Origin of the sequence: Gemmobacter caeni (genome assembly GCF_003054195.1) — a bacterium.
GTDB classification, from domain to species: domain Bacteria; phylum Pseudomonadota; class Alphaproteobacteria; order Rhodobacterales; family Rhodobacteraceae; genus Gemmobacter; species Gemmobacter caeni.
The window spans coordinates 109412-134728 of the sequence record NZ_QBKP01000004.1; the positions used below are offsets into that span (position 1 = coordinate 109412).

Sequence of the window (25317 nt, forward strand, 5' to 3'; positions counted from 1 at the left end):
CGCCGGGTGCTCAGGCCCGCAGGCTCTGACCGAACGCCAACCGGCACGTCCCCGACAGGGGGCGTGCCACCCCTGAAAGGACGACGGTCATGCCCCATTCCCCCGACGAGGCCGTTCTGGCCTTTCTCGAAACCGTCCATCCCTATGACAGCCTGCCGCGGGACGAGATGGCGCGTGTCGCCGTTTCCTTCAGCCGCAGGGAGTTTTCGGCCGGGGAAGAGATCTATCAGGCGGGCGAGCCGCTGAAGGGTCTGTATCTGGTGAAACGCGGTGCGGTCGAGGTGCTGGATGCCTCGGGGATGCAGGTCTCGCTGCTGGGTCCGCGCAACAGCTTTGGCGAACGCGGGCTGATGCGTGACGGTCTGGCGGTCACCACGGCACGGGTCATCGAGGATTCGGTGCTGCTGCTGCTGCCCACCGCCGAGTTCCGCCGCCTGATCGCCAATTTCCCCGCCTTCGACCGTTTCTTCCATCGCGGCCGGTCCGCCGCCGAGGCGCGGCGTGCCGATCTGACGGTGCAGAAGGTGGGTGATCTGATGGCGCGCAAGCCGATCACGGTGGCGCCCGCCGACAGCATCCGCCTTGCCGCCGAAAAGATGCGCGACGCGCATGTCTCGTCGCTGGGTATTGTCGAGAACGGGCGGTTTCTGGGCATCGTCACCACGCGGGACATGACCAACAAGGTGCTGGCGGGCGGGATCGACCCCGCGACGCCGGTCGTGCAGGTGATGACAGCCGATCCGGTCAGCCTGAAGCCTGACGATCTGGGCTCGGACATCCTGCATGTCATGCTGGAGCGCCGCATCGGCCATCTGCCAGTGGTCGAGGACGGCAGGCTGGTCGGCATGATCACCCAGACCGACCTGACCCGGTTTCAGGCCGTCAGCTCAGCGCAATTGGTGCGCGATGTCGCCGCGGCTGATACGGTTGCGGAAATGGCGGCGGTCACCGCGCGCATTCCCAAGCTGCTGGTCCAGCTGGTCGGCGGCAATAATGCGCATGAGGTGGTGACCCGTCTGATCACCGACATAGCCGATACCGTGACACGCCGCCTGCTGGCGCTGGCCGAGGCCGAGCTTGGCCCGGCGCCGGTGCCCTATGTCTGGGCTGCCTGCGGCAGCCAGGGGCGGCAGGAACAGACAGGTGTGTCGGATCAGGACAATTGCCTGATCATCGACGACCGTGCCACCGATGCGGATACGGGCTATTTCGCCCGGCTGGCACGCTTCGTCTGCGACGGGCTGGATGCCTGCGGCTATGTCTATTGCCCCGGCGACATGATGGCGACCAACCCGCGCTGGTGCGCACGGCAATCCACATGGCGCGGCTATTTCGACGGCTGGATCGCCACGCCCGATCCGATGGCGCAGATGCTGGCCAGCGTCATGTTCGACCTGCGCCCCATCGGCGGGCAGGCATCGCTTTACCGTGACTTGCAGGCCGAGACGCTGGAACGGGCGGCGCAGAATTCGATCTTCGTGGCGCATATGATTTCGAACAGCCTGAAACACACGCCGCCTCTTGGCCTGTTGCGTGGCTTCGCCACCATCCGCTCGGGCGAGCACAAGAACCACATCGACATGAAACACAACGGCGTGGTGCCGGTGACGGACCTTGGCAGGGTCTATGCGCTGATCGGCAAGCTGGAGCCCGCCAATACCCGCGCCCGGCTGGACGCGGCGGAACATGCCGGGGTGATTTCCGTCTCCGGCGCGCGCGACCTGATCGAGGCTTATGACCTGATCGCCCAGACCCGGCTTGAAAATCAGGCCCGGCTCATCCGTTCGGGCCGCAAGCCCGACAATTTCCTCGCCCCCTACGACCTGTCGGATTTCGAGCGCAGTCACCTGCGCGACGCTTTCGTCGTGGTGCGCACAATGCAATCCGCCATCGGGTCCGCCCGTGGCGCAAGAAGCTGAGGCCAGATGCAGCTCTTCGAATTCCTCGCCGCCATCATCGCCGCTGCGACCTGTGCGGGCATCGTCTGGGGCCTGCGCAAGCTGATGCCGCACCGCATTCCCAAGATCGCGGTGCCGCTGGCAACGGGGCTGGGGCTGATCGGCACCACGATCGCGCTGGAATACGGTTGGTATGGCAATCAGGTGGCCAACCTGCCCGAAGGGGTGGTGGTGGTCGAACATGGTTCGGGCAAGCAGATGATGCGCCCCTGGACCTACCTTGTGCCGATGACGACCGAGTTTACCGCCATCGACACCCGCACCATCGCCCCGCATCCGGCCAATCCGGCGCTGCGGCTGGTGCATATCTATCAATTTGCCCGCTGGCGGCCCGTGGAGGACGGGTTTCTGGCGGTGGACTGCGCCGCCGGGCGGCGCGTGCGGATCACTGAGGGGATGGAGGTTTTGCCGGACGGTACGCTTTCGGGTGCCGAATGGCAGACCACCGCCGCCGATGATCCGCTGACGAAGGCGGCCTGCCGGGAGGGATGATATGGCCGAGGACGGGAGGAAACACCGCATCCTTGTCGTCGAGGACGAGGATAACATCGCCATCGCGCTGGATTTCCTGATGACGCGCGAGGGCTATGCCCATGATCGCGTCGCCAGCGGCGCCGAGGCGATGCCGCGCATCCGTGAGACGCATCCCGATCTGGTGCTGCTGGATGTCATGCTGCCCGAGGTTTCGGGATACGAGATCTGCCAGTCGGTTCGGCTTGACCCCGCGCTGGCGGATGTGAAGATCCTGATGATGACCGCGCGCGGTTCGGCCATCGAGCGGCAGAAGGGCATCGCGCTGGGCGCCGACGGGTTCATCTCGAAACCCTTTGAACTGAAGGAGTTGCGACAGGAGGTCCGTCGCCTTCTGCAAGGCGAGGGTTGAGCGATGCTGCACAGACTGAGCCTGCGTCTGCGTATCTTCCTGATCTTCGCGGCCCTTGCCTTTGGCGCGCTGGTCGCGCTGGCGGCAGGGCTGGTGTTCGGCTTTCAGCGGCTGGGCAGCCCCGAAACCCTGTCGGCCTTCGTGCAGGTGGGGGTGATTGCCGGGCTGGTGATCCTCGGGCTGGTCACCTGGGTCTGGTATCTGTTTGACGTGAACGTGGCCAAGCCCATAGACATCCTCGCCGGCGCGCTGCGCGCCCGCGCCCATTCCGATGTCAGCGGCGAGATGGATACCGCCATTGCCCGCTATCTGGGTGATCTGGCGCCCGCTGCCACGGCCGCCGCCGCCTCGCTGGCCGAGACGCGGAACGCGCTGGCCGAAGCCGTCGCGCGTGAAACGACGCGGCTGGCGGATGAAAAATCGCGGCTGGAGGCGCTCTTGTCCGACGTGCCGGTGGGGGTGCTGCTGTGTTCGGGGGAACATCAGATCGCCTTCTACAACACGCCCGCCGCCGGGCTTCTGGGCGGTGATACTGCGCCGGGGCTGGATCGTTACCTGTTCGACTATCTGCGCGAGGGGCCGGTGCGCCATGCCCATCGCCGCCTGATCGAGGCGGGGGATGCCGATGCGGCCTCGGATATCCTCTGTTCCACGCGCAGCGGCGGGCAGGTGCTGGCCGCGCGGATGCGTCTGATCGAGGGTGCGGGCGGTCCGCCGGGCTATGTGCTGACGCTGCGCGACGTAACCGCCGATCTGACGACCCGCGCGCGGCGCGATGCGGCGCTGTCGGTCGCGCTGGATCGTATCCGCAGACCGACCGCCAATCTGATGACGCTGTTCGGCGTGCTGCCCGAGGGTGAGCCGGTGCCTGCCCGCATGGAAACCGCGATGCGACAGGAGGTGACGGGACTGTCGGCGGCAGTGAATGACCTGAGCCGCCACCATGACGAGGATCGCGCCGAGGGGCTGCCGCTGGCCCCCGCCCGCGCGCTTGACCTGCTGGACGGGATGCGCGCCCGGCTGGAGGGGTTGGGCCTGACGGTGGAGACGGCAGAGGCCGCGCCGCTTCTCATGCGGTGCAACGGGTTCGAACTGATCGCGCTGGTCGGTCATCTGGGCCAGCGCCTTGCGGCGACCGGGCATCCGGCGCCTTTTCACCTGCGGCTGGACGAGGCCGGGGCCGATGCCCGTGTGGTGCTGGGCTGGCAGGGTGCGGCCCTGTCACTGGCCACGCTGGATGGGTGGCTGGCCGAGCCTTTGGGCGAGGATCTGCCCGATATCACCGGCCGCAGTGTGCTGGCCGCCCATGCCACCGACCTCTGGCCCGAGGGCACCAATGGACACCAGAGCCTTGTGCTGCCGCTGCGCGCTGCGCGCCGCGCTGGTCCGCGCCCGACCCCGGTGCCACGCGCGGTGGTTTATGATTTCGACCTGATGTCGAAGGCGCGCAACGCGCCGGTGGCCGATACGCGGCTGGAAGACCTGACCTTCGTGGTGTTCGACACCGAAACCACCGGCCTTCTGCCCGCGCAGGGTGACCAGATCGTGCAGATCGCGGCCGTCCGCATCGTCAACGGCAAGCGGGTGGCGGGCGAGGTGTTCGACACGCTGGTCAACCCGGGCCGCCCGATCCCGCCCGGCTCGACCACCGTTCACGGCATCACCGACGCCATGGTGGCCGATGCGCCGGGCATCGCAGAGGTTGGCCGTGCCTTCCACAAATTCGCCGAAGGTGCGGTGCTGATTGCCCATAACGCGCCCTTCGACATGGAATTTCTGCGCCGGCAGGAGGCGGTTATCGGTGCCCGCTTCGATCATCCGGTGCTCGATACCGTGCTGCTGTCGGCGGTGATCTATGGCCAGCATGAGGTGCATAGCCTCGATGCGCTGACCCATCGGCTTGGCATCACCATCCCCGAAGAGGCGCGCCATACCGCGCTGGGTGATACCGTCGCCACGGCGGATGCCTTCCTGAAGCTTTTGCCGATGCTGAAGGGGCGGGGGCTGGACACGTTCGGCGCCGTGGTGGCCGAGGTGCGCCGCCATGGCCGGTTGCTGAAGGATCTGAACTAGGGCTCAGGCCGCGAAAGGATCGTCGGGGTAGCCCACGCCGGTCAGATACAGCCCCTGCGGCGGGCAGACCGGGCCGCAGGCGGCGCGGTCGCGTGCCTCCAGCGCCTGCCTGACGGTCTCGGGCGCCCATGACCCGGCGCCCACCCGCTCCAGCGTGCCGACGATCGAACGCACCTGGTTGTGCAGGAAGCTGCGGGCACGCAGATGAAAGCGGATTTCCTGCCCGCCGGGGTAATCCAGCGTTTCCAGCCTGATCTCGTCCAGCGTCTTGACAGGCGAGGCCGCCTGACACATCGACGACCGGAAGGTGGTGAAATCATGCAGGCCGGTCAGGAAGGCGGCCCCTTCGCGCATCGCATCGGCATCCAGCGGGTTCAGCACCTGCCAGACCCGGCCACGATCATGCGTCACCGGCGCGCGGCGCTGCACGAGCCGGAAGGTATAGCGCCGCTCCACCGCCGAGAACCGGGCGTGAAAGTCATCGGCCACCCGCACCGCCCGCAGGATCGACACCGGCGCCGGCTTCAGATGGAAGTTCAGCGCCTCGGACAGACGGAACGCATCCCAGTCGCGCGCCAGATCACAGGTCGCCACCTGGCCGGTCGCATGCACCCCTGCATCGGTGCGCCCGGCGGCGGCGATGGTGTGCTGCCCCGGCTCCAGCTTTACCAGCGCGGCCTCCACCGCACCCTGAACGGACACCTGCCCCTGCGACTGGCGCTGCCAGCCCGCGAAGGGCGTGCCGTCATATTCGATTTTCAGGGCATATCTGGGCATGTCGCCGGGTTAGCGCAGTGCCCTGTTGCTGTCCAGCCGGACGCGGGGTCGTCAGACCCCACCCCTTCACCTGCCTGCATGCAGGGCATATGTTCAGCAGAAGAGGCAAGGTCGCGGGTTCCGGAGGGCAGGTTTGGCAATCGACATAAGCGATCTGGTGACCGGCTCGGTGGAGGTGGTGGCGCGTTCCTTCGGCTCGGCGGCGGATACCGTGATCCGGCTGGGCGTGACCGGCCTGTCGCGGGCGGGCAAGACCGTGTTCATCACGGGACTGGTGGCCAATCTGCTGGATCGCGGGCGCATGCCGCAATTGCGGGCAGAGGCCGAGGGCCGGATTGAGGCGGTCTGGCTGCAACCCCAGCCCGACGACACCATTCCGCGCTTCGATATCGAAGGGCATCTGGCGCAGATGACCGGCGATGTGCCGGAATGGCCGGAAAGCACGCGGGCGATTTCGGAGCTTCGGCTGTCGTTCCGGGTGCGTCCGACGGGGTTCCTGTCGGGGGTGCGCGGCACAAGGAACGTGCATCTGGATATCGTGGATTACCCCGGCGAATGGCTGCTGGATCTGGGCCTGCTGGACAAGACCTATGCGCAATGGGCTGAGGATACGCTGTCACGCATGGCGCGGCGGCCGCAGGGTGCGGGGTTTCTGGCAACCGCGCGGGCCGAGGACGGGTCACTGAAACATGACGAGGCGCGGGCGCAGGCGCTTGCAACCGAATTCACCGCTTATCTGCATGCTGCGCGGGCGGCAGGCTGGTCCGATTGCACGCCGGGGCGGTTCCTGCTGCCGGGGGAGCTTGCGGGCAGCCCGGTCCTGACCTTCGCGCCGCTGCCCGAGCCGGCCAGCGCCGGACGGCAGAGCCTCTGGCACGAGATGGAGCGGCGCTATGACGCCTATCGTGCCAAGGTGGTGCAACCCTTCTTCTACGACCATTTCGCCCGGATCGACCGGCAGGTGGTGCTGGTCGATGTGCTGGGCGCGGTGCATGCCGGACCACAGGCGCTGGAGGATCTGCGCCGCACCATGGCCGATATCCTGACGGCGTTCCGTCCGGGGCGGAACAGCCTGCTGTCGCGGCTGTTCCGGGGGCGGCGGGTCGAGAAGATCCTTTTCGCCGCGACCAAGGCCGATCATCTGCACCACGGCCAGCACCCGCAACTGACCGCCATTACCGAGGCGCTGGTGCGTGAGGCGCGCGACCGGGCGGCTTTTTCGGGGGCCGAGGTCAGCGCCATGTCGCTGGCAGGCTTTCGCGCCACGGTCGAGGATAAGGTGGAGCGTGACGGGCAGATGCTGGATGTGGTGCGCGGGCGGCTGATGGGCACGGGCAGGCAGGCGGCGATGTATCCGGGTGAATTGCCCACCGATCCCGCGCGTCTGCTCTCGCCCGCCCGGCAGGGGGCGGAACGCTGGCTGGATGCCGATTTCGCGCTGATGAGCTTTGCGCCCGCGCGCAGCAGTCTGAAACCCGGCGAGGGGCCGCCGCATATCCGGCTGGACCGCGCCGCCGAATTCCTGATCGGAGACCGGCTGTGAGTGATGACGATATTCCCCCGCCGCGCCGCCCGCTGCTGATCGAACTGGACGAAGCCGCGCCCGCCGATCCGGGCCTGGCTCCGCCGGTGCCCGAGGCTGGTGTCTCCGCCGATCTGGTGCCGCTGCCTGCGCGACAGCAGGGCCTGACGCTGGCGCGCGCACTGATCTGGGCGCTGGGTGCACTGTTCAGCTTTGCGCTTTCGGTTGCCGCCTATGATTTTGTCGCCAGCCTGATGGCCAGCTCCCCATGGCTGGGATGGGTGGCGCTGGTGCTGACGGGGGTTGCCACCGGGCTGGCGCTGGTTTTCGCCGCCCGCGAATGGATCGCCTATCTTCGGCTGTCCCTGCTGGACAAGCTGCGCGCGCGGGCGATTGCCGCGCGCCAGAAGGCCGATCTGCATGCCGCGCGCATCGCCTGCGCCGAGGTCGCCTCGCTCTATCGTCACCGCCCCGAGGCCGGACCGGCACTGCAACGGCTGCGTGACCGGCAGAGCGATGTGCTGGATGCCGATGCGCTGATTGACCTGACGGAGCAGGAGCTTCTGGCGCCGCTGGACCTTGCCGCCCGGCGCGAGATCGAGACCGCAGCGCGGCAGGTCGCCACCATCACCGCGCTGGTGCCGATGGCGCTTGCGGATGTGGCAACGGCGCTGTTTGCCAACCTGCGCATGATCCGCCGCATCGCGCAGCTTTACGGTGGCCGCTCGGGTCGCTTCGCCAGCTTCGGCCTGCTGCGGCGCGTCTTCACCTATCTGGTGGCGACCGGCGCCGTGGCGCTGACGGACGATCTGATCGGCTCGGTTGCCGGGGGCGGCGTACTGTCGAAAATCTCGCGCCGCTTTGGCGAGGGGGTGGTGAATGGCGCGCTGACCGCGCGGATTGGTGTGGCCGCGATGGAATTGTGCCGCCCCTTGCCCTTCCATGCCCTGCGCCGCCCGCAGGTCACCAATCTCATGGGCCGCGCGCTGGCCGGGGTGTTTGACCGCAGCCCCGCCGCGCGGGCCGCAACGGGCCAGGCGGAATCCTGATTTCCGTTTGTGCCTCACCGGGTTAAGATCGCCCGGAGGATATGAGGGGTGCCTTATGGATGCGATCATCGCCTTGGTGGTTCTTGTAGCTCTGGCCTTGCCGGTGGGGGTGATCGTCCTGTTCATCACCCAATCCGGCTTGCGCCGCAGGTTGCAAAGTGCCGAAGCGCGACTGGCCCTGCTTGAGGCGGCCAGAGAGGCCGCGCCGCCGGTGGTCGAAAGCCTGACGCCGGAACCTGCGCCCGCCTCTGGGCCCGATCCGGTTTCCGAGGGCCGGATTGCGGCCGTCACCCCTTGGGAGCGCGCCCTGGGCACACCTTCTGCGCCACTGTCCGCCGTCGATGCGCCGCCCGCCCCGCAGGAGGCCGGGCAGGACCGCCCGCTCGTGCTGCGCGCCGACCGTTTTGCCGCGCTTGCGGGCTGGCTGCGCGAGAACTGGGTCTATGCCGTCTCGGCGCTGTCGCTGGCCCTGGCCGGTGTTTTCTTCGTGCAATACGGGGTCGAGAAGGGCCTGTTGCCGCCGCCGGTGCGGGTGGTGCTGGCGGTGCTGTTCGGTGCCGGGCTGATCGTGGCCGGAGAATGGGTGCGCCGGCGCTGGGGCGATGATACCGGCGCGGCAACCGCCTATCTTCCCTCCGTCTTCAGCGGGGCGGGGATCGTTGCGATCTTCGCGGGTGTGACGGCGGGGCGGCTGATGTACGGGCTTTACGGCCCCGGCCCGACCTTCGCAGGCCTGTTCCTGACCTCGGCGCTCGCGATCTGGCTGGGGTGGCGCCACGGTCCCTTCCTGGCGGCGATCGGCCTGATCGGTGCGGCGGCAGCTCCCTTTCTGGTGGACGGCGGCGCCGCACCCACCCCGATCCTTTACGCGCATTACCTGCTGGTCGCCGCAACCGGGCTTGCCATCGACGCCTGGCGTCGCTGGGCCTGGATCTCGGTTCTGGCGCTGGTGCTGGCTCAGGTCGGCCTGTGGCTGATGGCTATGGGCGGCGCCGGGCTGGCGGCCTGGGGCTGGAGTCTTGTAGCGCTGGTGGTGCTGAGCATCATCATCCCCGAACGCGCGCTGATCCCGGGGCATGAGGGACCTTCGACCCTGCGCATTCTGGTGAAGCGGCTGAAGGTCTGGCCCACCTTCCCGGTGCGGCTGGCGTTGGGCAATCTGGTGGCCTCGACCCTGTTCCTCGTGCTTCTGGTCTCCGGCTGGGGGGCAGAGGGGCTGCTGCCCTTCTTCCTGCTGGCCGGGCTGGCGGTGCTTCTGCTGATCTGGGCCGGGCGCGCGCCGGGGCTGGAGGATTTGCCGCTGCTGCCCGCCGCCGGATTTCTGGCGAAACTGGTGCTGGCGACGGGGCAGATCTATGCGTGGCAATCGCTGGCCATTGACCAGCGTCCGCCGGAAAGCTCTGCGCCCTGGACGGTCAGCCTGCTGGTCGTGGCGGCGGGGGCCATCACGCTGGCCGCAGCGCTGCGCAGCCTGCGCGGCGGCGGGCTGTTGCCCGCGCTGATTGCGACGCTGGCCGCCCCGGTTGCGATTCTGCTGCTGGAATTCTTCTGGGCGCCCTCTGCCGTACTGGGCACGGGCCTCTGGGCGGCACATGCCATGGCTTTGGCCGCGGGCATGACCCTGCTTGCAGCGGTGTTCGCGAAGGCTGATGGGCAGCCGGGACGGCGCAGCGCCTGGGCCGTGCTGTCCGCGCTGTCGCTGATCGCGCTGGCGCTGTTCCTCCTGACCACCGCTGCGGCGCTGACGCTGGCTCTGGCTGTGCTGCTGCTGGTGGCCGTGGCGCTGGATCGCCGGTTCACCCTGCCGGAAATGGGCTGGTTCGTGCAGGTTGGCGCGGCGGTTCTGTCATGGCGGCTGGTGGTGGACCCCGGACTGGACTGGGGTATGCAGGCACCGCTGCCACAGGTGGCGCTGGCCTATCTGGGGGTTGCTGCGGCCTGTCTAGCCGGGCTGCGCCTGCTGCCGACGGGGCGGGCCATGCCCAAGGCCGTGCTGGAAAGCCTCGGGCTGGCGGCGCCGGTCCTGCTGGTCAATCTGGTGCTGACCCGCGCCATGATCCCGGATGACCCGACCACGGGCATCGACTGGACGATGAGCCATTGGGGTCTGATCCTGAACGCAATCCCCTGGGCTGTGCTGGCGGGTACACAGCTTTGGCGTGCAGGCGCCTCGGGCGGGCTGACCCGCTGGCTTCGGCTGGGTCTCGCCAGCATCGCGGCGCTGATCGCGCTGGGCGGTCTGGCGATGGCGCTCGGGCCGGCGAACCCGCTGTTCGCCTGGTCGGAAGATCCGGCCGGCCGCATTCTGGGTGTGCCGCTGCTGGATACGCTGGCGCTGGCCTATGGCCTGCCCGGGCTGGCGCTGCTGCTTCTGGCGCCGCGCCTCGTGGCGCTGCCCGCGCGGGGGCGCCTGATTCTGCGCGGCGCGGGGGCGGCGCTTTTGTTGGTCTGGGCGGTGCTGGAGATCCGGCGGCTCTGGTGGGGCGACTGGATTGGCGCGCAGGATGTGATGCAGGGTGAGCTTTACAGCTATACGCTGGCCATGCTGGCACTGGGCGCGGCGCTTTTGTGGCAGGCGCTGGCGCGGCGGTCGCTGCACTTGCAGCGGCTGGCGATGGCCGTCATCGCACTGACGGTGGCGAAGGTGTTCCTGTGGGATGCCTCCGGGCTCAGTGGGCTGACGCGGGTTCTCAGCTTCGCGGGGCTGGGCCTGTCACTGGCGGGGCTGGCCTGGCTGAACCGTTGGGCGCGGGGAGCGATGGCGCAGGGTTCAGAACCGCGGGACTGAGCCTTCGGGCCGCCGCGCCTCGGTCACGCCCATCGACAGCGCGCGGCCGATGCGATGCGCGATGGCCGACCATGCCGCCGCCGCCTCCGGGGGCAGGGTGCGGGCCAGCGTAGTGTCGAAAAGGTCGAGCCAGACCGGGAAATGATCCGGCGTCACATCGCCCGCCTGCCGGTGGGCCAGCATGGGTGAGCCGTCATAGACCCCCTCGCGCAGGATGGCGTTGCGCCAGAACCGGCCGATCTTTTCTTCATGCGCCGGCCAGTCGGTGACGTGCCGCGCAAAGAGCGGGCCAAGCTGCGGGTGCTGCCGCACGGCGGCGTAGAAAGCCGCGACCTGCGCGTCGATCTGTTCGGGCGTGACGAAGAAGCGGGGCGGGAAGGCGGTCATAGTGGCACCTGTAAAACTTGCACCATCGTTGCGGGTTTTCCGGTGCGGCTCAAGGTGGCGCTTTGACACGGGGGCCTTCCTCGGGGGCATCGAGCCCCCTCGTAAGGCATTGCCATGGCCTGCGGCATCGGGGCGCCCTGATCTGGCCGGGACAGGGCGTCGGGCGGGGAGGTGAGTATTTTTGCAAGAAGCAAAAAGGGTAAGGGGTTTCTTAACCTTTACCGGCGCAGTCTGCGGTTGCGGTTGCGGTTGCGGTACAGGGAGGAGTCCCGATGACCGTCAAGGAGCAAGGCCATCCCGGCGCGGGTGAATCCGGATGCACGGATATCACGCGTTCATCTGTGCCGGGATGCGCTCTGGCCCCTGCTTCTTGCCCAAATACTCATGCGACGGCGGGGCCGGGGGATGCGGCCTGTTTCGCTGGACCCGCGCGCGGGGCTTGCGTATAAGGCCGCCATGATGACCCGACCCGTGCAAGCGGCCCCCGCGCATCTGGTTCTGCAGGCCTCTGCGGGGCCGTGGAAGATGCCGCATCGAATTACTTGCCCGGCGCTCTGATCGAGCTGCCGGGTTATACCGCTTTCCCTTCGGCCCGCGCAGCGGGCTGCCCCCGATACCTGCCGTTCAAGGATCGTCCGCGATGTGCGCCGACACGCCTGATACTTCCGACCTGAAATATCCCGTTTTCCTGCCCGAAACCGATTTCCCGATGCGTGGCGGCCTGCCGCAGCGCGAGCCGGGCTGGCTGGCCCGCTGGGCTGAGATCGGCATCTATGATCGTCTGCGCGAAAAGACGGGCCGCACGCCCTTCACGCTGCACGACGGCCCGCCCTATGCCAACGGGCATCTGCACATCGGCCACGCGCTGAACAAGATCCTGAAGGACTTCATCGTGCGCAGCCAGCAGATGCTGGGCCATGACGCGCGCTATGTGCCGGGCTGGGATTGCCACGGTCTGCCGATCGAATGGAAGATCGAGGAGCAGTATCGCGCCAAGGGGCTGAACAAGGACGATGTGGACATCGTGGCCTTCCGGCAGGAGTGCCGGAAGTTCGCCGAGGGCTGGATCGACATCCAGCGCGAGGAGTTCAAGCGGCTGGGCATCACCGGCAACTGGGCTGACCCTTACCTCACGATGGATTTCCACGCCGAGGCGGTGATCGCCGAGGAATTCATGAAATTCCTGATGAACGGCGCGCTGTATCAGGGATCGAAGCCTGTCATGTGGTCGCCGGTCGAAAAGACCGCGCTGGCCGAAGCGGAGGTGGAGTATCACGACCATACTTCACACACGATCTGGGTGCGGTTCCGTCCGCTGGATGGCGCGCTGGATGGCGCTTCGGTGGTGATCTGGACGACGACGCCCTGGACGATCCCGCAGAACCGCGCGGTGGCCTACAATCCTGCAATCGCCTATGGCGCCTATCGCATCGACGCGGTGGCCGAGAATGCGACGGCGCAGGTCGGCGAGGTGGTGATTCTTGCCGACAAGCTGACCGAGGGTGTTATGGGTTCGGCCAAGGTTACGGCGGTGACCCGGCTGCGGGATGTGACGGCGGCGGAGTTTGCCAATGTTGCGCTGGCCCACCCCTACCGTGACCTCGCCGAAAACGGCGAATGGGACTACGACGTCCCCATGCTTCCCGGCGATCATGTCACCGATGACGCGGGCACGGGCTTTGTGCATACGGCGCCCTCGCACGGGGATGACGACTATCAGCTTGGGCTGAAATTCGGTCTGCCGATGACCTATAACGTCGAGGCGGATGGCAGCTATCGCGCCGATCTGCCGCTGTTCGGCGGGCAGGCGATCATTCTGCCGGACGGCAAGGAAGGCCCGGCCAATGTCAGCAATATCAAGGCGCTGCATGGCGCCGGGGCGCTGCTGGCCAAGGGCAAGCTGAAGCACAGCTATCCGCATTCGTGGCGGTCCAAGGCGCCGTTGATCTATCGCAATACGCCGCAATGGTTTGCCGCCATCGACCGCAAGCTGGACGATGGCATGTCCACCTATGGCGAGACGATTCGCACCCGCGCGCTGCATTCGATCAACCAGCTTGTGCAGTTCACGCCCGTTTCGGGGCGCAACCGGCTGTATTCCATGATCGAGGCGCGGCCCGACTGGGTGCTCAGCCGCCAGCGCGCCTGGGGTGTGCCGCTGACCTGCTTCACCAAGGTGGGGGCGAAGCCGACGGATGCCGATTTCCTGCTGCGCGACCCGGAGGTGAATGCCCGTATCATCGCGGCGTTTGAAAAGGACGGCGCCGATGTCTGGTATCAGCCCGGCTTCAAGGAGCAGGTGCTGGACGGCATCGTGAACCCGGCCGACTATACGCAGGTGTTTGACGTGCTGGATGTGTGGTTCGACTCTGGCTCGACCCATGCTTTCGTGCTGCGCGACCGGCCGGATGGCACGGCGGACGGGCTGGCGGACCTGTATCTGGAAGGCACCGACCAGCATCGCGGCTGGTTCCATTCCTCGATGCTGCAAGCCTGCGGCACCAAGGGCCGTGCGCCTTATCGCGGTGTGCTGACCCATGGCTTCACGCTCGACGAGAAGGGCATGAAGATGTCCAAGTCGCTGGGCAATACCGTGGCGCCGCAAGAGGTGATCGACCAGTATGGCGCCGATATCCTGCGGCTCTGGGTGGCGCTGAGCGATTACACCGTCGACCTGCGCATCGGGAAAGAGATCCTGAAAGGCGTGGCCGACAGCTATCGCCGGCTGCGCAATACCATGCGCTATGTCCTTGGCAACCTTGACGGGTTCACCGAGGCCGAGCGTCTGGCCCCGGCGCAGATGCCGGAGCTGGAGCAATGGGTGCTGCACCGTCTGGCCGAACTGGATACCGAGGTGCGCAAGGGCTATGCCGCCTATGATTTCCAGGGCGTGTTCCAGAAGCTGTTCACCTTCTGCACGGTCGATCTGTCCTCGGTCTATTTCGACATCCGCAAGGATGTGCTGTATTGCGACGCGTCGGACAGCCTCCGCCGCCGGGCCGCGCGCACGGTGCTGGACATCCTGTTCCACCGGCTGACCGCATGGCTGGCGCCGATCCTGGTGTTCACCATGGAGGAGGTCTGGCTGTGCCGCTTCCCCGAGGAAGGTTCGTCCATCCACCTGCAAGATATACCCGAGACGCCGAAAGACTGGCTGAACGAGCCGCTGGCGGCGAAATGGGCGCAGATCCGGCAGGTCCGGCGCGTGGTGACGGCGGCGCTGGAGGTGCAGCGCACCGCCAAGGTGATCGGTGCCTCGCTGGAAGCCGCGCCTGTGGTCCATGTGGAGGATGCCGCGGTTCTGGCCGCGCTGAAATCGGTGGATTTCGCGCAGGTCTGCATCACATCGGCCATTCAGGTGAGCGGCGATCCGGCGCCGGGCGAGGCGTTCCGCCTGCCCGAGGTGCCGGGCGTCGCGGTGGTGTTCGAAACGGCGGAGGGCGAGAAATGCGCCCGCTGCTGGCAGATCCTGCCAGATGTGGGCAGCCACAAACACCCGCAGACCTGTGCCCGCTGTGACGAGGCTTTGGGCTGACGATCCGCACCCCCGCCACCGTGCGGGGGTGTTTGCTTCCGGGAGATGCGATGCTGAAAGTGGACCTCAATTCCGACATCGGTGAAGGTTTCGGCCCGTGGAAGATGGGTGACGATGCGGCGCTGATGGAGGTGATCAGTTCGGCCAATATCGCCTGTGGCTTCCACGCCGGCGACCCGGATGTGATGGCCGCGACCATGGCGCTGGCGCAGCGGCACGGGGTGGGGATCGGGGCGCATCCGGGCTTTGCCGATCTTCAGGGTTTCGGGCGGCGGCGGCTGGCGCTGTCGGCGGCCGAGGTCGCCAATCTGGTGACCTATCAACTGGGCGCCGCGCAGGCGATGGCGCGGGCGGCGGGGGGGCGGGTGCGGCACCTTAAGCTGCATGGGGCGTTGTCCAACATGGCTTCGGAAGATGCCACTCTGGCGCGGGTCTGCTATGAGGCGGCGCTGAAGGTGCAGCCCGATCTGGTGATCATGGTGCTGGCCGCCACGGCGATGGAACAGGTGGTGCGTGACCTTGGTTGCGCCTGGGCGGGCGAAATCTTTGCCGACAGGGCCTATGCCGATGACGCCACGCTGGTGGATCGCCGCGAACCCGGCGCGGTGCTGCATGATCCGGCGGTGATTTCCGGCCGTATCCTGACTATGCTGCGCGAGGGGGCGATCATCGCGGACTCGGGCAAGCGCATCCCCTGCCGGATCGACACGATATGTCTGCATGGCGATACGGCGGGGGCCCTGTCCATCGCGCGCGGTTTGCGCCGCGATCTTGAGGCGGCGGGCGTGATGATCGCGGCACTTTAGTCCGGCAGACGGATGCGCAGGGTGCAGCCCTGTGTATCGGGGCGCACCTCGGCGCTGCCACCGTGGCTTTGGGCGATGTCGCGCACAATGGCGAGGCCAAGGCCGCAGCCCGCCACCGTGTCATGGTCCAGCCGGTAGAAACGGTCGAACACCCTTTCATGCAGATGTGGCGGGATGCCGGGGCCGTTGTCGGCCACTTCAATCATCGCGGCATCCGGCGTGAACTCCACCCGCACCGCGATCTGTGCCTTCGGGCCTGCATAGATCTGGGCATTGTCCAGAAGATTGGCCAGCATTTCGCGCAGGAGTACGGTATCCGCCTGTATCGGGCGGGCCGTGCCGATGACATCAAAAGTGACCTCACCACCCCCCGCCAGGAAACGCGCGGCGAAGTCTCGGGTGACGTCGCCGGTCAATGCCACCAGATCGACCGTCTCGGACAGTGAGCGCAGATCGCGGCCCCGGACCCGCTCCATCGACAGAAGCTGGTTGGTCAGGCGTCCGGTGCTGCGCGCCGTGGTGACGACCTCGGCCAGTCGGCGCCGCAGGGTGGCCTCGTCAGGGGCGCTTTGGGCGGCTTCGGCCTGGGCCTGAAGGGCGGCGATGGGATTGCGGACCTGATGCGCGGCATCCGAGATGAAGGCGTCGCGCAGGGCAAAGGCGCGGGTCAGCCGCTGGAACAACGAATTGGTGGCCCCGACCAGCGTGCGCAATTCGGGCGGCACCCAGCGGCGGATCGGGCGCAGGTCATCCGGGCTGCGGGCGAGGATCGCCTCTTCCAACTCGCGCAGGGGGCGCAGGCCGAAGGTGATGCCGAACCAGACGAGCGAGGCCGCCGCGAGCACGATTAGTGAGAAATGCGCGATGGTCTGCGCAATCAGCTCGCGGCTGAAGGTATTGCGCTGCTCAACCGTCTGCCAGACTTCGATGGTGACAACGCCGGGCGTATCGGGGTCTGTGCCCGTGTCGATCAGCGTCAGCGCCCGTCCGGGCAGGCCATTCACCGTCGTGTCGAAATATAGTGGCACGCCGGGTTCGGGTTCCTTCCCTTCGGGGCGTCGGGGGGCGGCGGAATAGCCGGTGATATAGGCGCCGTCCGGCCCGGTGATCCGGTAATAGATCCGGTCGCCCAGCGATTGCGTCAGCGCTGCCAGCAACTGATCGGCCAGCATGTCGCCTTCGCTGAGCATCACATCGCGCGAAATGGTCAGGGCGACGGTGTAAAGCGTGTTGTCGTAGATCTGCCGGGAGAGGTGCGAGAATTGCACGAAGCGCGAAATGCTCAGCACCGTGGCCAGCACGACAAGTGGGGTGACCAGCAGCAGGAACAGCCGCCCGCGCAGCGACAGGCGCGACAGCGGGCGCTTCACGCGTTGTCCTCGTCCAGCATGTAGCCCAGCCCGCGCGCGGTGCGGATCGCCACGCCGGTATCCCCCAGTTTGCGGCGCAGGCGCGAGACCAGAAGTTCGATGGCATTCGGCTCCACTTCGGTGCCGGTGCCATAAAGCGTATCCGAGATATGTTCGCGCGCGACGATGCGACCGCGGTTTTCCAGAAGGCAGGCAAACAGCGCCATTTCACGACGGGGCAGGTCAATGGGGCCGGCCGGCCCGCTGAGCACGCGGGCCTCCCGGTCGAAGGACAGACTGCCGACGCTTTCTTCGCGTGCCTGAAGCATCGGTCGCCGCCGGGCGAGCGCACGCAGGCGGGCAATCAGCTCTGCCATCTCGAATGGTTTTACCAGATAATCGTCGGCCCCGGCCTCAAGACCCGTCACCCGCTCGGATGTTTTGCCCATGGCCGTCAGAATCAGTACGGGCGTGGCATTGCCGGACCGCCGCATGGCGCGGACGATGGACAGGCCGTCCAGACCCGGAAGATTGACATCGATGATGGCTACATCAACCCGCGATTGAGAAAGGAAGGCTTCCCCGTCCAGGCCATTCGCCAGATGGTCTACGCCAAACCCATGATCTTGCAGGCTGTTTTTGATCGCATCCGCAAGTGGGGCGTTATCTTCGATAAGTGCGATTCGCATTTTCCGGCCGGACAGGTTCTGGACAGGTAGGGGCGCTAATAAGATGCCATCAAGCCGTGCCTCGGAGGAGAAGGCAAGGGCGGTAGGGCATGCGTAAAGCTGCCTGCCACGTCATGGGGAGGACAGAATGACCGATTTTACCACTTTTACCCGGCGCAGGGCGCTTGGTCTGGCACTGGCGGCGGCGATGCTTCCGGCTGGTGCGGGCGCGGCCTGGGCCGAAACCGATTTCTCGGGCAAGACGATCGAATGGATCATTCCGTTCTCGGCCGGCGGCGGTTCGGATACCTGGGCGCGCTTTAACGCGCCGCTGCTGGGCAAGTATCTGCCGGGCAATCCCACCGTTGTGGTGGTGAACGAGCCCGGCGGTGGCTCCACCAAGGGTGCCAACCTGTTTGCCGCCCGCGCCAAGCCCGACGGGCTGACGCTGCTGGGCACTTCGGGCTCGACCCAGTTTCCCTATCTGCTGGGCGATCCGCGCGTGAAATATGAATACAAGGACTGGAAGGTCGCCATGGCCTCGCCGACCGGCGGCGTTGTCTATGGGGCGCCGGGCCTTGGCATTGCCGCGCCCGCCGACATCGCCAAGCTGAAAGACCAGAAGCTGACCTATGCAAGTCAGGGCGCGACCTCGCTTGACCTCGTGCCGCTGCTGGGGTTCCGTCTGCTCGGGCTGGAAGTCCAGCATGTCTTCGGCTTCAAAGGGCGTGGCGATGGCCGTCTGGCCTTCGAGCGCGGTGAGACGAACATTGACTACCAGACCTCGTCGGCTTTCATCACCAACGTGACCCCGCTGGTCGAGGCCGGTCAGGCGGTTCCGCTGTTCTCCTGGGGGGTGCTGGACGAGGCGGGCAATATCGTGCGCGACCCGAACTTCCCCGACCTGCCGAGCTTCCCCGAAGCCTATGAAATGATGACCGGGCAAAAGCCGTCGGGTGCCGATTACGACGCCTATGTTGCCTTCTTCACCGCAGGCTTCCCGGCGCAGAAGATGGCTTTCCTGCCCAAAGACACGCCGGATGACATCGTTGCCACCTATCAGGCGGCCTTTGAGGCCATGAAGTCCGACGCGGACTATCAGGCCAACAAGGAAGCGGTGCTGGGCAATTACGAACAGGTGACGGGCGCGCTGGCGCAGGCCCTGTTTGAAAAGGGCACCACCATTTCGCCCGAGAACCGCAAGAATGTCGTCGACATGCTGGCGGCGGATTACGGGGTCCGGCTGGGCGAATGAGCCCTCTGCCATCCGGCTGACCCCTGGGGTGGCTTCGTGAGGCGGCCACCCCGCCCGACCTTTCCCCATTCCTGACCTGACCCAACCTCGGAGGACTTTCCGTGGCCGATACCCTATTTGCCGCGCTGCATGCGCTGCTGACCTTCGACCATCTGCTTTACATGTTTCTTGGCGTTGCCGTCGGGCTGGTGATCGGGGTGATCCCCGGCCTTGGCGGGATTGCGGGTCTGTCACTGCTGATGCCGTTTCTTTACGGAATGGATGAAATCTCGGCGCTGGCCATGCTGATCGGCCTTGTCGCGGTGATCCCGACTTCGGACACGTTCTCGTCGGTGTTGATGGGGATTCCGGGGTCGTCGGCCAGTCAGGCGACGGTGCTGGACGGCTTTCCGCTCGCCCGGCAGGGGCAGGCCGCACGGGCACTGTCGGCGGCGTTCATTTCCTCGATGTTCGGCGGGATTTTCGGCGCAGTCGTGCTGACCGGCTTCGTCGTGGTGGCACGGCCGCTGATCCTGATGTTCGGCTCGGCCGAACTGTTCATGCTGGCCCTGTTCGGCCTGTCGATGGTGGCGGTTCTGGCCGGTCGCAGCCTGCCCAAGGGGCTGGCGGCCTGTGCGGTGGGCCTGCTGATCGGCTCGATCGGCGGGGCACCCGCAACGGGCGAGTTCCGCATGACCTTCGGGCTGGACTATCTGTATGACGGCATTCCGCTGGTCATCGTCGGCCTTGGCCTGTTCGCCATTCCCGAGATTTCGGATCTGCTCCGCCGCAATGCCGCGATTTCCGACCAGCCTGCGCTGGGCAAGGGCTGGGGCGCGGGCTTCCGCGACTGGTACAGCAATATCTGGCTGTCGCTGCGCTGCTCTGGCATGGGCTGCATGATCGGGGCCATTCCCGGTCTGGGCGGATCGGTTGTCGACTGGATCGCCTATGGCCATGCGGTGCAGACCTCGAAAAACCCCGAGACCTTCGGCACCGGCGATCCGCGTGGTGTGGTTGCGCCGGAAAGCGCCAACAATGCGATGCAGGGGGGCGCGCTGCTGCCCACCATGCTGTTCGGCATTCCCGGCTCCGGCTCCATGGCGGTGTTTCTGGGCGGTATGGTCCTGCTGGGGATCGAGCCGGGCCCTTCGATGGTGCAGGCCAACCTGAACGTCACCTATTCGGTGATCTGGTCGCTGGCCGTCGCCAATATCATGGGGGCAGGCATCTGCCTTCTGCTGGCAGTGCCGATCTCGCGCCTGACGCAGATCCGCTTCCCGCTGCTGGCGCCCTTCATGATCTCGCTGATCTGCTTTGCCGCCTTCCAGGCAACGCGCGATATCGGCGACCTGCTGGCGCTGCTATTCGTCGGCGTGGTGGGCGTTCTGATGAAGCGCTTCGGCTGGCCGCGTCCGGCCTTGCTGATCGGCTTCGTTCTGGCCCCGCAGGCCGAGACCTACTTCTATCAGGCGCTGCAATTCTACGACTGGGGCTTCCTCACCCGTCCGGGCGTCATCGTGATCGGCCTGATGGCGCTGGCTTCGGTGATCTTCGGCCTGCGCAACCGGGTTGATGATCAGGGGCATGTGGTTTCGGCAGATGCCGACACGCCGGAGCATGAAGGCCGCTGGACCTCGCGCGCGCCGCAGATCGTCTTTGCGGCACTGATGCTGGGCTTCCTGGCACTGGGGCTGACCGATGCGCTGGGGCAAAGCTTCCTTGCGCTGGTCTTCCCCGCTTCCGCTGCCGTTGTCGGGATCGCCATGGTCCTGTGGCTGCTGCCGGAACTGGTGGCAGGGCACCGCGGCCATGTTGCCCATTTCGACAGCGAACTGGATGGCGAGCTTGTCGGGCAACCCGGTTATGGGCGGCTCTGGGGGGGGCTGGGCTGGATCGGCGGGCTGGTGCTCGTGTCGGCTCTGGTCGGGTTCTACGCAGCCATGATCGCCTTCTTCCTGGCGTTCCTGCGTATCCGTGCCCGCGCAGGCTGGGTGCAGAGCGTGATCCTGACCGCCGCCGCCGCCGGTTTCATCCTGGGCATCGCCTACATGCTGAACCTGAACTTCCCGGCAGGGCTGCTGCAAGCGCAGCTTGATCTGCCGTGGCCGTTCCGCTGAGGGGGCCACCCATGAAGCTGCTGCTGCTTCCCGGTGACGGGATCGGGCCAGAGATCGCGGCCGCCACCGAAACTGTCCTGCGCGCCGTTGAGGCGCGCTACGGGCTGGGTCTGAGCCTCACGCGCCGCGATATCGGCTTTGCCGCGCTGGAGGCTGAGGGCACGACCATCCCCGATGCGGTGATCGCCGAGGCGCGCGGCGCAGACGGAGTGGTACTGGGGCCTGTGTCCCATAACGCCTACCCGCCGGTTTCGGCGGGTGGGCGCAACCCTTCCGGGGTTCTGCGTCGCGAGCTGGAGCTTTACGCAAATATCCGCCCCGCCCTGTCGCGCCCTGCCGTGCCCCGCCCGGTCAGCGCCGAGGTCGATCTGGTGGTGGTGCGCGAAAACCTTGAAGGCTTTTACGCCGACCGCAACATGCATGAGGGCGGGGGCGAGTTTGCCCCCGAACCGGGTGTGGGTCTTGCCTTCCGAAAGGTGACGGCCAGGGCCTCGCGCCGGATTGCCGAGGCCGCCTTTGCTCTGGCCGAGACGCGGCCACGCCGCCGGGTTACGGCGATCCACAAGGCCAATGTGATGCGGCTGACCGACGGCATTTTCCTTGCCGAGGTGCGCGCCGTGGCCGCAGCCCATCCGGGCATCGACTATGACGAACTGCTGGTCGACGCCGCCGCCGCGCATCTGGTGCGGCATCCGGGGCGGTTCGACGTGATCGTTACCACCAACATGTTCGGCGATATCCTGTCCGATCTGGCCTCTGAACTTTCGGGCGGGCTGGGGCTGGCAGCGTCGCTGAACCTCGGGCCGTCCTACGCCGTGGCGCAGGCGCAGCACGGCTCTGCCCCCGATATCGCGGGGCAGGATCGTGCCAATCCCGTGTCGCTGATCGGATCGGCCGCCATGCTGTTGCGCCATCTCGGGGCAGGGGCGGCGGCGGCTTCGGTCGAAGCGGCCATCGACGCGGCCCTGTCCAGCCCGGAAACCCGCACCCGCGATCTGGGCGGGGCCCTGGGCACCCGCGCCTTCGCCGATCATCTTGCCACCCTCATTGTGGAGTCCTGACATGCGCCAGACCGCCATTCCTTTCCATTTCCTGCGCGGCGGTACCTCTCGCGGGCCGTATTTCAACCGGGCCGACCTTCCCGAGGACCGTGAGACGCTGGCCCGTGTGCTGGTCGCGGCACTGGGATCGGGGCACAAGCTCAACATCGACGGCATCGGCGGCGGCGCGGCAGTGACCACCAAGGTGGCCATGCTGTCGCGGTCGGAAAACAATGATGCCGACATCGACTATTTCTTCGCGCAGGTCTCGGTCGAGGACGGGCTGGTGGATTTCAAGCCGACCTGCGGCAATATCCTGTCGGGCGTCGGTCCTGCCGCGCTTGAAATGGGTCTGATCGTGCCGCAGGGCGATACGACGCGCATCCGCATCCGGTCCGTCAACACCGGGGCGCTGGTCGAGGCCGTGGTGGCCACCCCCGACGGCGCGGTGGAATACGAGGGCAGCGCGCAGATCGACGGCGTGCCGGGCGCGGCGGCGCCGGTGTTCCTGAACTTCATGGATGTGGTGGGCAGCGCCACCGGCAAGCTGCTGCCGACCGGCAATCTCCGCGACGTGATTGACGGGATCGAGGTCACCTGCATGGATGTCGCTATGCCCGTGGTCATTGCCCGTGCCGCCGATTTCGGCCTGACCGGGCATGAAACCGCCGCCGAACTGGATGAAAACCGCGACTTCTATGCCCGGATGGAGCCGATCCGGCAGGAAGCGGGGCGCCGCATGGGGATGGGGGATGTGACGAAGTCGGTCACGCCGAAATTCGCCCTTCTGGCGCCGCCGCGGAACGGTGGCACCGTCACCGCGCGCTATTTCATGCCATGGAACTGCCATCCGACCATGGCAGTGACCGGGGCGCAGTGTCTGGCCTCTGCCGTGCTGACGCCGGGCACCGTGGCCGAGGGGCTGTTCACTCCGCCCGAGGGGCAGCCGGCGCTGGTGCTGATCGAACATCCGGGCGGCGCGATCGACGTAACGGTTGACTATGAGGCCGGGGCTGACGGGTTCCGCCTGCGCTCTGCCGGGTTGCTGCGCACGGCGCGGCTGCTGGCGCGGGGCGAGGTCTTTGTGCCCGGATCGGTCTGGGCCGGGCGCTGATGCGGGTTCATGTCCTCGACGACTGGGCCGATACCCTGCGGCATTTGCCGGGGTTCGCCCGGCTGTCAGGGCATGAGGTCACGATCTGGACCGACCGCGCGCCGGATGAGGCGGCGCTGGCCGAACGGCTGGCCGGGGCCGAGGCGCTGGTGCTGTTTCGGGAACGCACGGTGATCACCGCCTCGCTGCTGGACCGACTGCCGGGGTTGCGGATGATCTCGGGGCGCGGAGCATGGCCGCATGTGGATGTGGCGGCCTGTGCGACGCGCGGTGTCACCTTCTGCTCCCGCAAGGCCGATGACATGCCGAACCATGCGGCGGCCGAGCTGACCTGGGCACTGGTGCTGGCGGCGATGCGCGATCTGCCGGGGCAGATGGCGGCCCTGCGCGACGGGCGGTGGCAGGCCGGTGTCGGGCGCAGCCTCCGGGGCCGCACCATCGGCCTTTACGGCGGGGGGCGTATCGCCCGGCTGGTGGCAGGATATGCCGGTGCCTTCGGGATGCCGGTGATCTGGTGGGGGTCCGAGGGAAGGCGCGCCGAACTGCGGGCCGCCGGTGAAACGGTGCCGGACAGCCGGGCCGCCTTCTTCGGCGGGGCGGATGTGATCTCGCTCCACCTGCGGCTGGCGCCCGAAACGCGCGGAGCAATCACAGCGGCGGATCTGGCGGCGATGCGACCGGGGGCGGTGCTGGTGAATACGGCCCGCGCCGGGCTGATCGCACCCGGTGCCCTGCTGGCCGGGCTGGAGGCCGGGCGCCCGGCGCGGGCGGCGCTGGATGTCTTCGATGTCGAGCCGCTGACCGATCCTGCCGATCCGCTGCTGTGCCATCCGCGTGTGATCGCCACCCCGCATATCGGCTTTGTCACTGAAGACGAGTTCGACCTGCAATTCTCGGAAATCTACGATCAGATCAACGCTTTCGCCGCAGGGCAGCCGATCAGCGTCGTCGCATGAACAGTTTCGCCGCGACCGGGGCGCCGAGGATCACGAGGATCACCCGCGTCAGGTGATGCACGATGACGAAGCCCAGATCGGCGCCGGTGATGATGGCCAGCAGCGTCATTTCGGCCTGTCCGCCCGGGGCAAAGGCGAGGAACGCATCAACCGGCGGTGCCAGATGCAGCAGCGTGATCGCCTCGGTGAAGGCTGCCGACAGCGCGGCGAGGATCACCACGAAGGCGACGCCGGTCACGACGAAGCGCCGCAATTCACGCCAGGTGACGCCGACATAGCTGATGCCGATGCCGAGCCCGATCAGCAGTTGCGCCGCCATGATCGCCTCACGCGGGGGGCGCATGTGCAGCAATCCGCTGAGCGACAGGATTGCCGCGACGATCATCGGGCCAAGGATCGAGGCGCCGAACAGGCGCAGTTTCTCGGCCCCTTTCCAGCCTGCCAACGCGGCGAAGAGCATCAGCCCGATCTGGTCTGGCGGCATGTCGATGGCCGGGGCGCCGATGGGGTGGCTGAGGCTGACGCCGTAAAGGTGGGTGGCGATGAAGGGCGCCAGCGTCACGATGATGAGCACACGTGTCGCATGGATCAGCGACAGTGCCCGCACGTCGCCGCCCGCCTCCTGTCCGAAGACCACCATATCCTGCAACCCGCCCGGCATGGCGGCGTACCAGGAGGTCACCCGGTCGAACCCCAGCGCGCGAAAATACGGAACGCCCACCAGCGCGATCAGCACGACGAACAGCGGCACCAGCGCCACGGTCTGCGCCATGCGGGGCAGGGCATGCACGACATCAGGCGTGATAGAAGCCCCCGCCGCCACCCCCAGCACCGTGCGCGCTGCGACCGAGACCTGCCCCATCCCGCGCAGATCAGCCCCGGCCAGGGCGGCGACCAGACAGGCGGTCAGGGGGCCGAACAGGAACGGCAAGGGCAGCCCGGCGAACCAGAACAGCGCCGCACCTATGCCTGCAAGAGACAAGGTCTTGATACGGATAGGGAAATCCTTGGTCATCACGATTCGCAGCTGCCTGTTGACTCGTTGTGTATGCGATTGT

19 protein-coding genes are annotated in these 25317 nt (G+C 66.9%); 14 read left to right on the forward strand and 5 right to left on the reverse strand.

The window, feature by feature from the left end:
• The first annotated feature begins 89 nt into the window (after positions 1-89).
• Genes C8N34_RS07890 through C8N34_RS07905 form a run of 4 tightly spaced genes read left to right on the forward strand, consistent with a single transcriptional unit; the run spans position 90 to position 4914 of the window.
• Complete coding sequence (locus C8N34_RS07890) at positions 90-1919, forward strand: DUF294 nucleotidyltransferase-like domain-containing protein (RefSeq protein WP_108128415.1); 1830 nt, start codon at positions 90-92, stop codon at positions 1917-1919.
• 6 nt (positions 1920-1925) lie between these two features.
• A complete protein-coding gene (locus tag C8N34_RS07895; protein WP_054301579.1) occupies positions 1926-2450 on the forward strand; it encodes a hypothetical protein in 525 nt (174 codons plus the stop codon).
• A 1-nt stretch (position 2451) separates the two neighbouring features.
• A complete protein-coding gene (locus tag C8N34_RS07900; protein WP_054301578.1) occupies positions 2452-2841 on the forward strand; it encodes a response regulator transcription factor in 390 nt (129 codons plus the stop codon).
• Positions 2842-2844: 3 nt separating this feature from the next.
• Positions 2845-4914, forward strand: coding sequence for a 3'-5' exonuclease (locus tag C8N34_RS07905; RefSeq protein WP_108128416.1), 2070 nt, complete (start codon positions 2845-2847; stop codon positions 4912-4914).
• Between the two features lie 3 nt (positions 4915-4917).
• Here C8N34_RS07905 and truA read toward each other — a convergent pair whose 3' ends face one another.
• The gene (truA, locus tag C8N34_RS07910; protein WP_108128417.1) at positions 4918-5691 is read right to left on the reverse strand and encodes a tRNA pseudouridine(38-40) synthase TruA; all 774 of its coding nucleotides are present in this window, start codon (positions 5689-5691) and stop codon (positions 4918-4920) included.
• A gap of 154 nt (positions 5692-5845) precedes the next feature.
• On the opposite strand from truA, the gene C8N34_RS07915 reads away from it, so the two are divergent.
• The 3 genes from C8N34_RS07915 to C8N34_RS07925 are packed head-to-tail and all read left to right on the forward strand — an operon-like array spanning position 5846 to position 11050.
• Entirely contained in the window at positions 5846-7234 is a 1389-nt protein-coding gene (locus C8N34_RS07915) for a YcjX family GTP-binding protein (RefSeq protein WP_242013788.1), read from the forward strand.
• Positions 7231-8262: a YcjF family protein gene (locus C8N34_RS07920; RefSeq protein WP_242013783.1), complete on the forward strand. Its 1032-nt coding sequence runs from the start codon at positions 7231-7233 to the stop codon at positions 8260-8262. Before C8N34_RS07915 ends, C8N34_RS07920 begins: the two co-directional genes overlap by 4 nt.
• A gap of 55 nt (positions 8263-8317) precedes the next feature.
• The gene (locus tag C8N34_RS07925) at positions 8318-11050 is read left to right on the forward strand and encodes a DUF2339 domain-containing protein (protein WP_108128418.1); all 2733 of its coding nucleotides are present in this window, start codon (positions 8318-8320) and stop codon (positions 11048-11050) included.
• Here C8N34_RS07925 and C8N34_RS07930 read toward each other — a convergent pair.
• On the reverse strand, positions 11033-11506 hold the full coding sequence (locus C8N34_RS07930; protein ID WP_422387661.1) for a group III truncated hemoglobin: 474 nt from the start codon (positions 11504-11506) through the stop codon (positions 11033-11035). The two genes, C8N34_RS07925 and C8N34_RS07930, sit on opposite strands and share 18 nt — an antisense overlap.
• Before the next feature lie 571 nt (positions 11507-12077).
• Between C8N34_RS07930 and ileS the strand changes: the two genes are divergently transcribed.
• Both ileS and C8N34_RS07940 read left to right on the forward strand, forming a co-directional pair.
• Entirely contained in the window at positions 12078-14972 is a 2895-nt protein-coding gene (gene ileS / locus C8N34_RS07935; protein WP_108128420.1) for an isoleucine--tRNA ligase, read from the forward strand.
• 50 nt (positions 14973-15022) lie between these two features.
• Positions 15023-15778 (forward strand): LamB/YcsF family protein, encoded by a 756-nt coding sequence (locus tag C8N34_RS07940; protein WP_108128421.1) that lies wholly within the window; start codon positions 15023-15025, stop codon positions 15776-15778.
• Here C8N34_RS07940 and C8N34_RS07945 read toward each other — a convergent pair.
• Together C8N34_RS07945 and C8N34_RS07950 are read right to left on the reverse strand one after the other, a co-directional pair.
• Complete coding sequence (locus C8N34_RS07945) at positions 15775-17148, reverse strand: sensor histidine kinase (protein ID WP_108128422.1); 1374 nt, start codon at positions 17146-17148, stop codon at positions 15775-15777. The two genes, C8N34_RS07940 and C8N34_RS07945, sit on opposite strands and share 4 nt — an antisense overlap.
• Positions 17145-17816 (reverse strand): response regulator transcription factor, encoded by a 672-nt coding sequence (locus C8N34_RS07950; RefSeq protein ID WP_108128423.1) that lies wholly within the window; start codon positions 17814-17816, stop codon positions 17145-17147. Before C8N34_RS07950 ends, C8N34_RS07945 begins: the two co-directional genes overlap by 4 nt.
• Positions 17817-17943: 127 nt before the next feature.
• On the opposite strand from C8N34_RS07950, the gene C8N34_RS07955 reads away from it, so the two are divergent.
• The 5 genes from C8N34_RS07955 to C8N34_RS07975 all read left to right on the forward strand — a co-directional run bounded on the left by C8N34_RS07955 (position 17944) and on the right by C8N34_RS07975 (position 24259).
• Positions 17944-19050 carry a Bug family tripartite tricarboxylate transporter substrate binding protein gene (locus C8N34_RS07955; RefSeq protein WP_054301569.1) on the forward strand — a complete coding sequence of 369 codons (1107 nt, stop codon included), beginning with the start codon at positions 17944-17946 and terminating at the stop codon, positions 19048-19050.
• A gap of 161 nt (positions 19051-19211) precedes the next feature.
• Positions 19212-21149, forward strand: coding sequence for a tripartite tricarboxylate transporter permease (locus C8N34_RS07960; RefSeq protein WP_108128572.1), 1938 nt, complete (start codon positions 19212-19214; stop codon positions 21147-21149).
• Between the two features lie 11 nt (positions 21150-21160).
• Positions 21161-22210: an isocitrate/isopropylmalate dehydrogenase family protein gene (locus tag C8N34_RS07965; protein ID WP_108128424.1), complete on the forward strand. Its 1050-nt coding sequence runs from the start codon at positions 21161-21163 to the stop codon at positions 22208-22210.
• 1 nt (position 22211) lies between these two features.
• Positions 22212-23303, forward strand: coding sequence for a 4-oxalomesaconate tautomerase (locus tag C8N34_RS07970; RefSeq protein WP_108128425.1), 1092 nt, complete (start codon positions 22212-22214; stop codon positions 23301-23303).
• Complete coding sequence (locus tag C8N34_RS07975; RefSeq protein WP_108128426.1) at positions 23303-24259, forward strand: D-2-hydroxyacid dehydrogenase family protein; 957 nt, start codon at positions 23303-23305, stop codon at positions 24257-24259. Before C8N34_RS07970 ends, C8N34_RS07975 begins: the two co-directional genes overlap by 1 nt.
• Here the strand turns inward: C8N34_RS07975 and C8N34_RS07980 are convergent.
• The gene (locus C8N34_RS07980) at positions 24243-25274 is read right to left on the reverse strand and encodes an AbrB family transcriptional regulator (protein WP_108128427.1); all 1032 of its coding nucleotides are present in this window, start codon (positions 25272-25274) and stop codon (positions 24243-24245) included. The genes C8N34_RS07975 and C8N34_RS07980 overlap by 17 nt on opposite strands.
• Between the last annotated feature and the right edge of the window lie 43 nt (positions 25275-25317).

What these genes read in the sequence shown, in the direction of transcription:
- C8N34_RS07895 (WP_054301579.1), top strand. Translation starts at nt 1,926, where the DNA reads ATGCAGCTCTTCGAATTCCTCGCCGCCATCATCGCCGCTGCGACCTGT.
- C8N34_RS07890 (WP_108128415.1), top strand. Translation starts at nt 90, where the DNA reads ATGCCCCATTCCCCCGACGAGGCCGTTCTGGCCTTTCTCGAAACCGTC.
- truA (WP_108128417.1), bottom strand. Translation starts at nt 5,691, where the DNA reads ATGCCCAGATATGCCCTGAAAATCGAATATGACGGCACGCCCTTCGCG.
- C8N34_RS07940 (WP_108128421.1), top strand. Translation starts at nt 15,023, where the DNA reads ATGCTGAAAGTGGACCTCAATTCCGACATCGGTGAAGGTTTCGGCCCG.
- C8N34_RS07950 (WP_108128423.1), bottom strand. Translation starts at nt 17,816, where the DNA reads ATGCGAATCGCACTTATCGAAGATAACGCCCCACTTGCGGATGCGATC.
- C8N34_RS07925 (WP_108128418.1), top strand. Translation starts at nt 8,318, where the DNA reads ATGGATGCGATCATCGCCTTGGTGGTTCTTGTAGCTCTGGCCTTGCCG.
- ileS (WP_108128420.1), top strand. Translation starts at nt 12,078, where the DNA reads ATGTGCGCCGACACGCCTGATACTTCCGACCTGAAATATCCCGTTTTC.
- C8N34_RS07955 (WP_054301569.1), top strand. Translation starts at nt 17,944, where the DNA reads ATGACCGATTTTACCACTTTTACCCGGCGCAGGGCGCTTGGTCTGGCA.
- C8N34_RS07975 (WP_108128426.1), top strand. Translation starts at nt 23,303, where the DNA reads ATGCGGGTTCATGTCCTCGACGACTGGGCCGATACCCTGCGGCATTTG.
- C8N34_RS07970 (WP_108128425.1), top strand. Translation starts at nt 22,212, where the DNA reads ATGCGCCAGACCGCCATTCCTTTCCATTTCCTGCGCGGCGGTACCTCT.
- C8N34_RS07905 (WP_108128416.1), top strand. Translation starts at nt 2,845, where the DNA reads ATGCTGCACAGACTGAGCCTGCGTCTGCGTATCTTCCTGATCTTCGCG.
- C8N34_RS07960 (WP_108128572.1), top strand. Translation starts at nt 19,212, where the DNA reads ATGTTTCTTGGCGTTGCCGTCGGGCTGGTGATCGGGGTGATCCCCGGC.
- C8N34_RS07965 (WP_108128424.1), top strand. Translation starts at nt 21,161, where the DNA reads ATGAAGCTGCTGCTGCTTCCCGGTGACGGGATCGGGCCAGAGATCGCG.
- C8N34_RS07900 (WP_054301578.1), top strand. Translation starts at nt 2,452, where the DNA reads ATGGCCGAGGACGGGAGGAAACACCGCATCCTTGTCGTCGAGGACGAG.
- C8N34_RS07980 (WP_108128427.1), bottom strand. Translation starts at nt 25,274, where the DNA reads ATGACCAAGGATTTCCCTATCCGTATCAAGACCTTGTCTCTTGCAGGC.